The organism is Pseudomonas sp. 7SR1 (genome assembly GCF_900156465.1).
In the GTDB taxonomy this organism is placed as follows: domain Bacteria; phylum Pseudomonadota; class Gammaproteobacteria; order Pseudomonadales; family Pseudomonadaceae; genus Aquipseudomonas.
The window spans coordinates 2,796,002-2,810,472 of sequence record NZ_LT707064.1 but is presented as its reverse complement, the minus strand read 5'-3'; the positions used below and the strand labels follow the sequence as shown (position 1 = coordinate 2,810,472).

9 protein-coding genes are annotated in these 14,471 nt (G+C 61.3%); 3 read left to right on the top strand and 6 right to left on the bottom strand.

All coding sequences use genetic code 11. From position 1 onward, the window contains the following. Nucleotides 1-19 precede the first annotated feature (19 nt). Entirely contained in the window at nucleotides 20-2,308 is a 2,289-nt protein-coding gene (locus tag BW992_RS12780) for a glycoside hydrolase family 3 N-terminal domain-containing protein (protein WP_231991128.1), read from the top strand. Nucleotides 2,309-2,433: 125 nt separating this feature from the next. Here BW992_RS12780 and BW992_RS12775 read toward each other — a convergent pair whose 3' ends face one another. Beyond that, complete coding sequence (locus tag BW992_RS12775; RefSeq protein WP_072395318.1) at nucleotides 2,434-3,855, bottom strand: amino acid permease; 1,422 nt, start codon at nucleotides 3,853-3,855, stop codon at nucleotides 2,434-2,436. Between the two features lie 443 nt (nucleotides 3,856-4,298). Here BW992_RS12775 and BW992_RS12770 point away from each other — a divergent pair, with 443 nt between their 5' ends. Next, on the top strand, nucleotides 4,299-5,285 hold the full coding sequence (locus BW992_RS12770) for a LysR family transcriptional regulator (protein WP_371919351.1): 987 nt from the start codon (nucleotides 4,299-4,301) through the stop codon (nucleotides 5,283-5,285). A gap of 19 nt (nucleotides 5,286-5,304) precedes the next feature. Here BW992_RS12770 and BW992_RS12765 read toward each other — a convergent pair whose 3' ends face one another. Next, a complete protein-coding gene (locus BW992_RS12765; protein WP_072395320.1) occupies nucleotides 5,305-5,766 on the bottom strand; it encodes a RidA family protein in 462 nt (153 codons plus the stop codon). A 355-nt stretch (nucleotides 5,767-6,121) separates the two neighbouring features. Between BW992_RS12765 and BW992_RS12760 the strand changes: the two genes are divergently transcribed. Beyond that, the gene (locus tag BW992_RS12760) at nucleotides 6,122-9,229 is read left to right on the top strand and encodes a transglycosylase domain-containing protein (protein WP_076406333.1); all 3,108 of its coding nucleotides are present in this window, start codon (nucleotides 6,122-6,124) and stop codon (nucleotides 9,227-9,229) included. 69 nt (nucleotides 9,230-9,298) lie between these two features. On the opposite strand, the gene BW992_RS12755 is transcribed toward BW992_RS12760, so the two are convergent. From BW992_RS12755 to BW992_RS12740, 4 genes are all read right to left on the bottom strand, one after another. Then, nucleotides 9,299-10,567 (bottom strand): hypothetical protein, encoded by a 1,269-nt coding sequence (locus tag BW992_RS12755; RefSeq protein ID WP_371919350.1) that lies wholly within the window; start codon nucleotides 10,565-10,567, stop codon nucleotides 9,299-9,301. 18 nt (nucleotides 10,568-10,585) lie between these two features. Then, entirely contained in the window at nucleotides 10,586-11,068 is a 483-nt protein-coding gene (locus tag BW992_RS12750; RefSeq protein ID WP_076406331.1) for a CS1 type fimbrial major subunit, read from the bottom strand. Nucleotides 11,069-11,102: 34 nt separating this feature from the next. Next, a complete protein-coding gene (locus BW992_RS12745) occupies nucleotides 11,103-11,846 on the bottom strand; it encodes a pilus assembly protein (RefSeq protein WP_072432111.1) in 744 nt (247 codons plus the stop codon). 74 nt (nucleotides 11,847-11,920) lie between these two features. Next, a complete protein-coding gene (locus BW992_RS12740) occupies nucleotides 11,921-14,443 on the bottom strand; it encodes a TcfC E-set like domain-containing protein (RefSeq protein WP_072459652.1) in 2,523 nt (840 codons plus the stop codon). Nucleotides 14,444-14,471 lie beyond the last annotated feature (28 nt).

Here is a 14,471-nt window from a genome sequence, read left to right as displayed (position 1 = left end):
GAGCATACGCGTGACCACGATGACCCTGATGGTTGTCTTGATCGTCATGATCGGTGTTCATCCCGCGCCCCGGGCCGGCGAGCGAGCCGGGAAACCGCAGGAAGACGCGGTTTTTATCGAACACTTGATCAACCAGATGACCCTTGAGGAAAAGGCCGGTCAACTGACCCAACTGGCCGTTCACATCACCCCGATGGGAGCCACTGTCGACGTCAAGGATGGACCCACCATCGGTATCACTGAGGCAGGTTCCCTGATAGGTGCTTATGGCGCCGAGCACACGGCGGCGCTACAACGCGAAGCCATCCAGAATGCGCGTCTGCACATTCCGCTGCTGTTCGCCTTCGATGTGATCCACGGCTTCCGTACTGTATTCCCCGTACCGCTGGCCGAGGCGTCGGCCTGGGACCCGGAGCTGTCTCGACGAACCGCCCGGGCAGCAGCCGTCGAAGCCACGGCGAGCGGCTTGCATTGGACGTATGCGCCGATGGTGGATATCGCACGGGACCCACGTTGGGGAAGAGTCGTCGAAGGAGCCGGCGAAGATCCTTTCCTGGGCGCAGCCTTGGCAGCCTCTCGAGTGGGCGGTTTCCGCGGCCAGGGCGTTCCCGATACATCGGCCATCCTGAGCACCGCAAAGCATTTTGTCGGCTACGGCGCCGCCGAGGGGGGGCGTGACTACAACACCTCGGATATGTCCGAGCGAACGCTCGAGGAAGTCTACCTCCCACCGTTTCGTGCCGCCGTACAGGCCGGCGTCGATTCGATCATGCCCGGCTACAACGATATGGACAGCACGCCGATGCACGCCAGTCAAAGACTGATCAATGACAAGCTGCGCGGTGAATGGGGATTCAAAGGGATAGTCGTCAGTGATTACCAGGCCATCGGTGACCTGATACAACATGGCGTCGCCTCGACAAAGCAAGAGGCAGCCCGACTGGCGCTGGGCGCTACAGTGGACATTGCCATGGTCAGCGGCAACTATGCCACGGAGCTCCCTGCTCTGGTACGTAGCGGTCGACTCCCCACCCCCTTGGTCGATGATGCGGTGCGACGCGTGCTTGAGGCCAAACAACGGCTGGGCCTGTTCGACGACCCTTATCGATACAGCGACCCGGCCCGCGAAAAAGCGCTGACGATGACACCCCATGCGCGCGCGCTGGCACGAGAGGCCGCACAGAAATCCATTGTGCTGCTAAAAAATGACGGGGACTTGCTACCGCTGTCGAAAAGCCTGCGAAAGATTCTCGTGGTCGGCGCCTTGGCAAATGATGCCCAGTCCACCCTGGGCCCCTGGTTCGGCGTCGGTCGTGCCGAAGAGTCGATAACGGTACTAGAGGGCATAAGACGTGCGGTATCGCCCACAACTGACGTTGTCCATATGGCTGGCGCCTCTCCCGACAGCCTCGATATTTCCGGTCTCGAAGAGGCTCGGGACGCCGCCAGCGACGCCGATGTGATTGTTGCGGTGCTCGGCGAGACGGCCAACATGAGTGGAGAGGCGCGCAGCCGCACCTCCCTTGATTTACCCGGGGCGCAAGACACGCTTTGGGCGCAATTGCAAAGCACTGGCAAACCCATGGTCGTGGTTCTCATGAACGGCCGCCCGTTGGCCATACAGGCCATGGACAGACAAGTGCCCGCCATCATCGAGGCCTGGTTCCTGGGATCCGAAATGGGAAATGCCGTGGCCGATGTGCTGTTTGGCGATGTAAACCCCAGCGGCAAACTTCCTGTCACGTTTCCGCGCACCGTCGGCCAGATTCCTCTTTACCATGCGCATAAAAACACCGGACGACCGCCGGACAAAGCCAATCTCTTCACTTCCAGATACACGGATGAAGAATGGACCCCTCTTTACCCCTTCGGTCACGGCTTGAGCTACACCACGTTCAGCTACGGATCACCTGAGCTCAGCAAACGGCAACTGACCTTCGATGAGACGCTCGGCGTGCAGGTTGATGTGCGCAATAGCGGCCAACGAGCCGGTGAGGAAATCGTCCAGTTGTACCTACGGCAGAACATCGCCAGCTACACGCGCCCGGTGCGTACGTTGCGTGGCTTTACCAAGGTCCGACTGGCCCCGGGTGAAACGAAGACCGTCGAGTTCCTGCTGGATCAGGACGACTTCGCGTTACTGGGCCCGGACCTGCTGCGGTTCGTCGAAATGGGGACTTTCCAGGTGTTCGTCGGAGGCAGCTCCACCACCACCAATGGGGCAAGCTTCGACGTCACGACCAGTGCCCGACTGCCGGTCCAGCACTCCGCAATTCCACGCCTGCCGCGGGAAAATGTCTCGCGTTGAACCCACTCTCACCCAGACCAGACGACCAGACCCGCTCCTGGGCGAGCCTAGGGCCTTTTGCGCACAGGACACTTATGAAAAAGCCCCGATCAATCGATCGGGGCTTGCGGTTTCATCCAGGGCGGCTACGAAGCCGCTCCAACCGAACCTTGGGCAACGCCCCTCGGTTGCAACTTGAAGACATGGAACAGCACCGTCAGCAATACCAGGAACGCCGGCCCCACATACAGCGCCACGCGGGTATCCGGGAAATACGCCATCAGGCCCACCACCAGCACCAGGAATGCCAGCGCCAGGTACGAACTGACCGGGTACAGCCACATACGGTATTTCAGCGCGGCACGCTCGGAAGTGCTCAGGCCCCTGCGGAATCTGAGCTGGGCCAGCAGGATCATCACCCAGGTCCAGATCGCGCCGAAGGTGGCGATGGACGTCACCCAGACGAAGACTTTCTCAGGCACCAGGTAATTGAGCAGCACACCCACCAGCAACGCGGCGATGGACAGCAGCAATGCACGACGCGGTACACCGTTGGCCGAAGTGGTGGCGAAACCGGCCGGGGCCTGGCCGTTCTGCGCCAGGCTGTAGAGCATCCGCCCGGTACTGAAGATACCGCCGTTGCAGGACGACAGCGCGGCGGTGATCACCACGAAGTTGATGATGCCGGCGGCGGTCTTGATGCCCAGGCGTTCGAAGGTCATCACGAACGGGCTGCCCTGGGTACCGATCTCGTTCCACGGGTAGATCGACAGGATCACGAACAGCGCGCCGACGTAGAACAGCAGGATCCGCCAGAACACCGAGCCGATGGCGTTGGGGATGGTTTTCTGCGGGTTCTTCGCCTCACCGGCGGTCAGGCCGATCATCTCCACGCCCAGGTACGCGAACATCACCATCTGCAGGGACATCAGCACGCCGGACACGCCGTTGGGCATGAAGCCGCCGTGGGCCCAGAGGTTGGAAATGCCCAGGGCCACGCCATCGTTGCCGAGCCCGAAGGCGATGATGCCGACGCCGCCGATGACCATGGCGATGATGGTCACGATCTTGATCAGGGCGAACCAGAACTCGAACTCACCGAAGGCCTTGACCGCGATCAGGTTGATCGAGCCCATGCTGACCAGTGCGGCCAGGGCCCAGATCCAGCGTGGTACGTCGGGAAACCAGATACCCATGTACACCGCCACCGCCGTGATCTCGGCGACGCAAGTCACCAGCCACAGGAACCAGTAGTTCCAACCGGTCAGGAAACCTGCCAGCGGCCCGAGGTAATCCTGGGCATAGCGGCTGAACGAACCGGCCACCGGGTTGTGCACGGCCATCTCGCCGAGAGCGCGCATGATTACCAGGATCGCCAGGCCGCCAATGATGTAGGACAGCATGATCGCCGGGCCAGCCATCTCGATGGCCTTGGCCGAACCGAGGAACAGCCCGACACCGATGCAGGCGCCGAGCGCCATGAGGCGGATGTGGCGCTCGCCGAGCTCACGTTTGAGCGGACCACCCTGAGCGGTCTCGCCATGGGGCAGATGATTGCCGACAGGCATAGGGATACAACCTCGTTTTGTTATTGGATTGACCACCGGGTTTCCAAGACCACGGGCCGATAAGCCTGCCGCCTTGCCGAAACCGGGTCTGTTTCGTGGACAGACCGTCCTGGAGACCAGAGCCTCAAGACCGATGGGTCGTGCAGTATAAAAAGCCGGGGATAGAGAGATTCACTGTAAAACCAGGGAAATTCAGGGATAAGCCTCAGGGAAAACCGTGTTTTTGGAGATGTATTATCTGGATGAGAGACGTTTCCAAAAGCGCCGCGCAGTATTGCACAGAGAGGATTCAGCGTCATGCCTGGGGCCAGGGCGATGGCTCTGGCACAAGGCTTTCAGGCGCCTGTGACCGTCGGGGCGGGAGGATTATCTGTGGCGAGGGGATCGGACATCGCCTTGGTTGACCGGACACCTTCTCGTATCATCAGTCCACCACACGCGGAATGATGTTAGTGAACCAGTCACCTGAAAGCGCCTCGCCAAAAACCACTGACGCCACTGGCCCGAAATGGGATGTCGGCGAAGCGGTCAGCCAGCTATCCTGGGACGACTTGCGGATCATCAAAATCCTGAGTGACTGTGGCAACCGCGCCGCTACGGCGAAGAAGCTCGGCATCAACGTCTCCACCGTCTCGCGCCGGGTCGCGCAGGTGGAGAAAACGCTGGGGGTCGCGCTGTTCGATCATCGCAAGGCGGGGTATCTGCTGACTGCCGAAGGTGTAGAGCTGCGTGCACTGGCAGAGCGAGTCGAACTGGACATTGTCAGTGTGACTCGCAGGGTTTCCCGTGTCGGCCAGGGCCCGCTGGGAAAACTGAGGATTACCACCAGCGACTCGCTTCTGCTGTACTTCCTTACACCGATCATCGCGGACTTCAAAACCCTCAATGAGGGGATCACCATTGAAGTGTTGGTCGGCAACCAGACGCTGAGTCTTGCAAGAGACGAGTCAGACATTGCGGTGCGCGCGACGAAGAAGCCGGCTGATACTCTGGTAGGTCGCAAGCTCGCCAACATTGCCTGGGCCCCGTATGGCAGCGCCAAGCAGGCAGCGATTGCCGATCCATTCGCCGATGGACAGTCGTGGGTTTCCTACTCGGGAGGCCTGTGCGGCTTGAAGGCAACCCGTTACGTCGAATGTCGGGTTCCCCCCGAGTACATTGCCTACCGCACTGATTCCGTGGCTGCAGCGAGCGCCGCGATTGCGGCGGGCCTGGGTTTTGGTTTCCTTCCCTGCATGCTGGGCGACATTACTCCAGGACTGCTTCGGGCCGGCCCAGTGGTGCAGGAGCTTCAGGATGAGCTATGGCTGCTTACCCATCAGGACATCAGGAAGTCCTGGCGAGTGAAAGCTTTCATGACATTCTGCGCGGCTGCCGTGGCCGACCTCAAACCGCTGGTCGAAGGTCGGCAGGCCATCCCGGCTTCTTAGTAGAAATCGGGAACGTCGGTCATTTGGCCTGGGCGCCAATCACGGCACGGCACACAATCTCGATGAGCTGTGGACGCTGTGCAAGCCGCGACACACCGATAATATTACTGGCCGCCTGCGGGCGCTCAGTGCCATAGGCCGCCTTGCGCACCTTGCCGACAACGGCAAAGGCCGCGTCCATGTCCAACACATACAGCGTCTCTTCAACGACATCCTGCATCGTGGCGCCATACAGGGCCAGCAACTTGGCAATGTTGTCGTAGGAAACCCGCATCTGTTCGCCCATCGACGAGAAATCGCTCGGGCGACCGTCAGCATCCAGCCGGGCCGGCGCTACCAGATTACCCTCTTCGTCATGGCTGAACTGGCCGGAGACGAAGATCTCGCTCCCAACCCGCCGCGCCTGCGGGTAGCCGTAGCCCTCTTCCCATGGAACGCCCCAGTAGGCGGTGTCGTCGTTGAAAGGTCGTGAAGCGGCCATTGGATTCTCCTTGGCGAATGATGGGATCGACGTGATCCGACTGGCCGAAAGCCTAACACCGGATTGAACGCTACCCCTGGTGCATTAATGCGCCTCCAAAGGCGCAAAAGTACGCCACCGTTTCGCTGAGTGCTTCGCTATCCTGGGATATCGCTCCGACAACCCGCCGAAAAATTCTCGCCACCGCCGAGCAAAAGGGTCGGAATGATATAGAAACCAGCCTCCCCTTCCCCGAGTGATTTCAAAGAGGTCTACCTCAAACTTAGGGAGTTGTCCCAATTTCCCCTCCCCCAGCGCCAACCACCGTCTAAGCTTCAAGCAAGTCCGATCAATCTGCGTGAATGGATCAGTGACTATGGGCGCTTTGTGGCAAACCGATTCGAGTAAACCTGTGGTCCCGACTGAGCGTATGGAAGAAGCGCCTTTACCCCAAGAAAAACGCCGCGTCCGACATGGTTGGCGAGCTTTCTGGTTGTTGCTGCTGATTATCGTGGTGGTGGTCGGCCTGGCGGCCGCCAAGGAGATGCGCACTTCAAGGTTCCAGGCCAGTGAACTGAGCCGGTACGCCGGATCCTTGAGCTATTCGGTGCAGCCAGGCCCCAGCGATGCCATCGTCTATCCCGGCGACGGACCGTTCGACCGGCGGTTGGGCTACAGCGCCCTGGGGGAGTTCCTGCCGCGGTTGCTCAAGCGCAATTACGTGATCCAGGCCCAGGCGCGGTTTTCGCCGGCGTTGATGGACTATGTCGACAAAGGGCTGTTCGTCCCCTACCCGGAAAAGATCCAGGCCGGCCTGACCATCACCGATTGCCGCGCAGCACCGCTGTATCAGTTCAAGTACCCGCAACAGTTGTATGCGAGTTTCGACGCCATCCCGCCGGTGGTGGTACAGAGCCTGCTGTTCATCGAGAACCGCTTCCTGCTCGATCCCCGCTACCCCGAGGCCAACCCGGCAGTGGACTGGCCGCGCTTCGGCATGGCGGCGTGGTCGCAGGTGGCCAAGTTGTTGAGCTTGCCGGGGCAATCGGCCGGGGGCAGCACGCTGGCGACCCAACTGGAGAAATACCGCCATTCCCCCGATGGCCTCACCGTTTCGGGCGCGGAGAAAATCCGCCAGATGATTTCCGCCAGTGTGCGTGCCTATCAGTCCGGCCCGCAAACCCTCGAGGCGCGGCAACGGATCATCCGCGACTACCTCAACAGCGTGCCGCTCTCCGCCGTTCCGGGTCATGGTGAAGTACACGGCATGGCAGAAGGCTTGCGGGTCTGGTACGGCGCCGATTTCAAACGGGCCAACGAACGGTTGTTCAGCGACGCCACCGACCCTCGGAGCCTGGCCGAAAAGGGCCTGGCCCTGCGGGAGATGCTGTCGTTGATGATCGCCCAGCGGCGCCCTTCCCATTACCTGTCCAAGGGCCGCGACGAGCTGACGCGCCTGACCGACAGCCACCTCCGGCTGCTGGCGCAGAACGGAGTGATCGACGCGGTCCTGGCCGAGGCCGCCCTGGCCAGCAAGGTCAGTTATCGCGACTGGGTCCAGGACCCGACGATCCAGCCCATCGAATCCAATAAAGGCATCAGCGCCGCCCGCAGTCGCCTCGCCACGCTGCTCAACCGTCCACTGTACGACCTCGATCGCCTGGACCTCTCGGCCACCAGCACGTTGCAAAGCGATCTGCAGGCCCAGGCCACCGACTACCTCAAGCGCCTGGCCGACCCGGCCTTCGCGGCCGAGATCGGCCTGATGGGCGAACGCCTGTTGACCCCCACCAGCACCACCCAGGTGCGCTACAGCTTCACCCTGCTGGAGCTGACCCCGGACGGCTCGCGGGTGCGGGTGCAGACCGACAGTACCGACCAGCCCTTCGATATCAACGAAGGCAGCAAGCTCGAACTGGGCTCCACCGCCAAGCTGCGGGTGCTCACCACCTACCTGCAGATCATCGCCGAACTGCACGAACGTTATGCCGGACAATCCCCGGCGCAGTTGAAGAAAACCGAGATCGCCGAGCAGGACCGCCTGTCCCGCTGGGCCGTCGACTACCTGATCCAGAACAGCGACCGCAACCTGCCGAAAATGCTCGAGGCGGCATTGGACCGGACCTATTCCGCCAGCCCCGGCGAGGCGTTCTTCACCGGCGGCGGCCTGCATACCTTCCACAACTTCCGCAGCGAAGACAACGGCCGCAACCCCACCTTGCGCGACTCCCTGCGCGAATCGATCAACCTGCCGTTCATTCGCCTGATGCGCGACCTGGTGCGCTACGCGACCTACGCCGGCCCCAGCAACAGCGCCGAGCTGCTCAAGGACGACAGGGATCCGCGTCGCCAGGAATATCTGGCCCAGTTCGCCGACCGCGAAGGCACCTCGTTCCTGCTCAAGTTCTGGAAGAAGTACCAGAAGAAGGACACCAGCCAGCGCCTCGAAACCTTCCTCGACAGCATGCACCCCACCGCGATCCGTCTGGCTGCCGTGCACCGCTACTTCTTTCCCAACGACAGCCAGGAGAGCTTCAACCGCTTCGTGCGCTCGCACCTGAAATCGGCCAAGAGCGCCGAGAAACTCACCGACGAACGCCTGGAGCGGCTTTACCAGAGCTACGGTCCCGGCGCCTACGACCTGCCGGACCAGGGCTTCATCGCCAAGGTGCATCCCCTGGACCTGTGGTTGATGGGTTATCTGCTCAACAACCCGGACGCCAAGTTCAGCCAGATCGTCAAGGCCAGCGAGTTCGAACGCCAGGAGGTCTACAGCTGGCTGTTCAAGAGCCGACACAAGAGCGCCCGGGACAGTCGCATCCGTACCATGCTGGAGATCGAAGCCTTCCTGGATATCCACCAGCGCTGGCAGAAAGTCGGCTACCCGTTCGACCATCTCGTACCGTCGCTGGCCACCGCCATCGGCAGTTCCGGCGACCGCCCCGCCGCGCTGGCGGAGCTGGTGGGCACCATCCTCAACGACGGGGTCCGGCTGCCGGCGCTGCGGGTCGACAGCCTGCACTTCGCCGCCAACACCCCCTATGAAACCCAGTTGGTCAATGACCCGGACAACGGCAAGCAGGTGATGCCCGTCGAGGTGGCGCGGGCGTTGCGCGGGGCATTGTCCCAGGTGGTCGATGCCGGCACCGCGAAGCGGGTGGCCGGGAGTTTCAAACTGGCCGATGGCACGCCATTGCAGATGGGCGGCAAGACCGGCACCGGCGACAACCGCATCGAGGCCGTCGGCGCCGGCGGACGGGTCATCAGTTCCAAGTCCATCAACCGCACCGCCACCTTCGTGTTCTACATCGGCGACAGCCATTTCGGCACGCTCACCGCCTACGTTCCGGGCGCCTCGGCGCAGAACTTCAAATTCACTTCGGCCCTGCCGGTGCAGGTTCTCAAGGGCATGGCGCCCATACTCTCCCCTTACCTGCAACCCGGCACCCATACCCAATGCCAGCCGTTGGTGGCTCGTCGGTAAGGATCACCGCCGTGGAATCGAGGGTGTGCACAACGTCGTTTGAATAACCGGCAGTATCGGACGAAAGGGCTACACCTCCGAATCCCAGATCACTGTCACCGTGCCACCGTACTGCTTGGCATTCCCTGTCAGCATTTGCCCGACCTGGTCGCGGCCGACTTCGAAATGCAGGATGCCCGGCTTGCGATCGATGAAGATCCCCGGCTGGAACAGCTCCGTGCCGCTGCCGTCAAGATAGAGCCGACGGCGGTTGACCGGTTGGCCGGCAGCGTCGGTCAGGCCGCTGGGCAGGGTCACACTGATATTGACCGGCACCAGAAGTCCGGAGCTGGGCGCCCAGAGCATGCAGGTGTTGTCGCTGGCGTCGGCGAACTGACAATGCAGGTTCATCTTGAAACGCGACGAGGCCCAGAGATGGAAAGTCTGGTCACGAAACAGCCGTGTCGGTTTCTGCCCGTGGTTCAACCAGGCCTGCCAGCCTCCCTGGGGTTCCAGCACGACCTTGTTCCCGCCGGGAGGCACTTCGACCCTGAGCGTGTGCTCGACCTCCAGCTCGAAATTGAGCGTCAGCAAGGAGTCATTCGCGACCATGACATCGCCGAAATCAAAGTCCCCGCCCGGCCCGATGGAATAAGACATCGTGCCGGTGTAGCGACCAGCGGACATCTTCAAGGGATTGGGGGTACGCAACTCGTAGGAGAAGCTGACCTGGTCATAACGAAACGAAGGGATCAGGTATCTGGCTTGTTTTGCGCATACACCGGTTTGGGGGAAATGCCAGAAAAACGAATAGGTCACCGCGGATACCCCCGCCCCGAGGCCTGAACTGCGACACGGCGAAGGGGCCTCGTTCCAGGCGCTCCCCCAGAGCAAGCCGTGCGCGACGTTCACATTTGGCACCCCCGTCAGAGCAGTGACATCCAGATCCCGATACTGCGCACCGATGCCTGCCACGCGCATTTCCACGACGCTGCTTTCTCCGGTGATGGCGTGGGTCACTGTAACCGTGCGCCATTGAGCCGGTACCTTGAACATCGCGCCTTGGCGAATGGAGGCGTGGTTGTCCTGGATGGGACCTGAGGCGTTGACATCAATGGGGAAAAAAACGCTGGAGATACCCAAGGCGTTGCATTGCGCAGCATGGAGGAAACAATAGCCCCCCAGCGGCGTGGTGTTGGTGAACGTGTTCTCCCTGGGCTTCAAAGGGTCGGGCCGGAAACTTGCGCTGATGTCCATGGTCACTGCGCTTGCCGTCGACATGCCGGCCAGCAGCAGGGCAAGAATCGTGGCGACGCGACACAACGAACGCCCGCGTCCGATGGTGTTTGAAGGGCTCATACTCTCTCCGATTAATAGCTACGGGGCCACCGCGTCGAACACCATGTGCACGGTGCCGTGGTAATTGCCGGGGGCATAATCCTCATCCGTCCTGACGGCGGAAACCTCCAGGCCAACGCGGCGCCCGGGCCGGGCCTCGGCGGCCGAAACCACCCGATTCGAATCGAGGCTCAATTCAACGTTATTGAACAAGACATGCAGGTCGATGCGATCACGGCCGTTGGACAAATACGCCTGCTCGGCCAGGCGGGCATCGATGGCGCCGTTGGCGTTCTTGACTTCGTAGTTGGCCCGTAACGGCAAGAGCCCGGAGGTCAGGGTGTTGAACTGCATCGGCTGCTCGCGCTCGACCAGTTGCGGGTCTACCGGCAGGACGTGAAAGTCGACGGTCGGCAGGGTGACGAGAACTTCGAATATTTCCCGCTCCACGGCTCCCCATGCCGGGAGAGCCGGGAGTGTGAGGATGCTGAACAGCAAGGAGCGGACCAGTGTCTTGAACATGATGGATACCTTTGGCGTCAGCGACGGCAAGTCGTCAGCCTTTGATTTCGACGGCTTTCTTCCCTGGGCCTTCGATCAGGTCGAAACGGTATTCACGCCCCGGCTCCTTATCGAATGCAAAGGTACGACCGGCCATGACGTGGTGCTTTGTCGTCGGCCTGCAATCGTTTTCTTTTTTCGCGGCACAATCCTTGAACTCATCGATCACCACCACGCTGTTACCGTTGTTGCGCACTTGGTAGCGTGCGGCGCTGTCGTCGATGACCGTCTCGAAACGGGTGTCCCTGGGTCTTACGAAAAACACCGTGCCGAAACCGGCCAGCACTTTCACTCCGGCTGCGATGCGCTCCTTCTTGTAGTCCTCGCGTTCCTCGGCGCTGATCGCGAACTCGTCCTCGGCCTCCGGCACCACCGGCACGAAGCGAATCCGGAAGTAGCGTTCCTTGTCGCGATCGCCCATGAACAGCAAGCGAGTGCCCTGCACGCCATTGGCCGGCACGATCAGGCGCGCGGGACTCGCCATCAGGCCATTCCTGGTCATGGCGTCGACCTGGTCCTGCAGCGGCACCTCCTGGTAGCTGCCATCCTCGGCGTAGAGAATTTCCATGATCTCGACCTTCACGAACGCCGTGGATGTACCGCCGTTGAAAACCCTTTTCATGTAGGTGCTTTTGTTGCCGTCAAGGTAGTCGTAGACCACGCCGACGTTAATCTGCGGCCCGGCCTGGACCGTCATGGAAAACAGCGAAAAACCACACAAAGCCAATAAGCGTTTCATTGCCAAACCTCATGGATCGAAGACAGTCGATGACGACCGTTTCAGGGAATACGTTTTGAAGGTGGAAATCAGGCTCAACCCGCCGTCTGGCGCACAGGATCGTTGCCGGCCAGTGTGTCCGGCGTGCAACGCAGATCGCCGATCATCAATACATCGCCCTCGCGGCTGGCGCTGTCCGGGTCGAGTCGGAACTGGCAAAGCAAGTCGTTGCCGTAGCGCACCTCCAGCGTCGGCGAGCTTGCGTTCATCTCCATGGAGAAAAATCCGTCCACTTCGCTGACGCCGCGGCTGGCGTGATTGATGACGTGATGGCCCTTGAGCGGCTTGCCCTGTTCATCCAACAGGCGCCCCAGAACGGTGACCGTTCTGATGACACTCACCTTGCGGTAGTCCACGCCGCCCTTGTTCAAGTGGTAGCGGGTGCGCGCAGGGGAGATGCTGGCCGCCGGCGGATGGATACCGTCGAAGTCGAACGTCACCATGCTGTTCTGGTAGGCGCTGGTGGCCACGAAGTTGCGCCCGGGACGCAGGGTGGTGGTGCCGCCGGTCAGGTCGTCGGCAAGCAGGACGATATTGTCCAGGTCTGTCTCCACATCGACGATCATGCCCGCGCCGCCGCTCTGCGGCAGGCCGGAGAAGGCGACCTTCCCGCCGCCCACGGCCACCGTACTGCTCAGGTTCAAGCCGCCGGTGAGGTTGTCGTTGTAGGAAGAACGCTGGATGAAGCCGTCGCCATACAACCCATCGGTTTCGAAACTGGCAAGGCCTGACAGCCCCATGCCGTAGGTATCGGCCAGGGCCGTGGCGGAAACACTTTGCAGTACGTGATCCTCAAGATCCCGGCGATAGGTCAGCGAGGCATTATTGTCCCGGTCGCCGTCGCGGGAGGTCCGCGTGCCGATGCTGCCGGTCCAGTACTCCCCCGGCCCGCCCAGCGCGACATTGACACTCAGGTCCAGGCCACGATTGCGGCGCTCGGCGGTACTTGACGTGCCTGGGCGGTCGAACACCGACAATCGCCAATTGGCGTCGCTGCCACCCAGCTTGCCACGCTGATTCCAACCCAGGTCCAGGCCGGTGCCCTGGACGTTACCCTCGCTATAGAACAATCGTCCGTTGACGGATGCCTTGTTGCTCAACCGATGGTTGATCGACAGCGACGAATTGCTGGTATGGCCGACGAACACGTTGCGCTGGCGCACGCGAGTGCCGTCGGGCAGGGTCTCGTAGGTGTTGCGGGTGTCCAGCCAACTGCGGTTATGACTGGCCACCACGCTGCCCAGGCCATAGCTGTAGAGCCCTTGCAGGTCCATCCCGGTGCCGTATTTTTCGGTCTGGTAGACGTTGGCGAACAGACTCGCGCTGCTGGCCAATGTCCAGTCCACCGAGGTGCCGTACTGCAATTTGTCCTGCACCTGTCGCGTGGAAAGTCCCAGTACCACCCGAGGGTGCGCCAGGTAATTGAGGCCGAAACCGGCGGTGGTGAAACCGCTCGGTTGGTCATCCCAGTTGCTCAACAGTCTGCTTTCACGGCCGGCGAACAGGTTATAGCGCCAGCGATCGTCGGCACTGCGCCAATTGTTGGGTTTGTAGACCAGCTCCTGGGTGGTGGCGGTGGTCTGTCCGTCCTCGATCAGCCGCACCTCCACTTCATAGATGCCGCCGGGCAGTGGCCGGGTGTCCAGGCTCTGCAAGCCGGCGCTGACGGCCTGGGTATTGATCAACAGGCCGTTGCGGTAGATCTCTACCGCGGCCTGACGGCTGGCGGTGACATAGATCGGGTACACGCTGGGCTTGGGATTATTGATGAGCAGGCTGTCGGAGCTGCCATACATGACCCCCAGCGCGGTGTCCGGATTGGCCCCGAACGAGCGGATCTGCCGGTTCAGGCCATCGGATCCTGGCATGAAGTAACCCAGGCGAAAGAACGTGTCTTCCATTTCGCGCTGGGTAAAAAGTTCATGGACGGCGTGATAGAGCTTGTCATCCGGCCCGCCAAGGCGGGAGAGCTGCAAGTCGAACGACTGGCTCCAGTTGCCCAGGCTGGAACTGGCGTTGAGGCCATAACGCCCCCCCGTGTCCTGTTCCTGGCCGCCATTGAGGTTGAGTTGGTTGTTGAAGATAAGGCCAAGGCTGCCGTCTTGCGGCAGGTCGTGATAACGCTTTTGCGCGGTGCCGCGTTCGACACTCTGGGTCAGAATCGACACCAGCGAATGTTCGAGGCTGTAGTGCACCGCCAGAAGCCCCGAGGTGCATTGGGCTTCACAAGCCCCCAGGGGACGCCCCGCCTTGAGCAGGTGCTCCCATTGCCCACGGTCGGCTGCCGAGATCGGGCTGTCCTGGGTGTCGGTGAATTCCAGCAGGGTTATGCGATCGTCCCGCGTCAACACCACCATGGCTTCGCCGAGGTACTGTTGATCGAGTTCTATACGAACCGCCAGTGGCACATCGAAAAAGTGGGTTTCAAACTCCTCCGGTAGCCCCTTGGCCTGGGACAACAGACTTCTGGGTGTCGTACCGGGGGCCGCCGGCGCAGCCAATGCACTCGCGCACAGCATCAGCGCGAGGGCACCCGCGATGGGTGTCTTCGGAAACATCAACGGATTCTCATATCAGCTAGCTAAC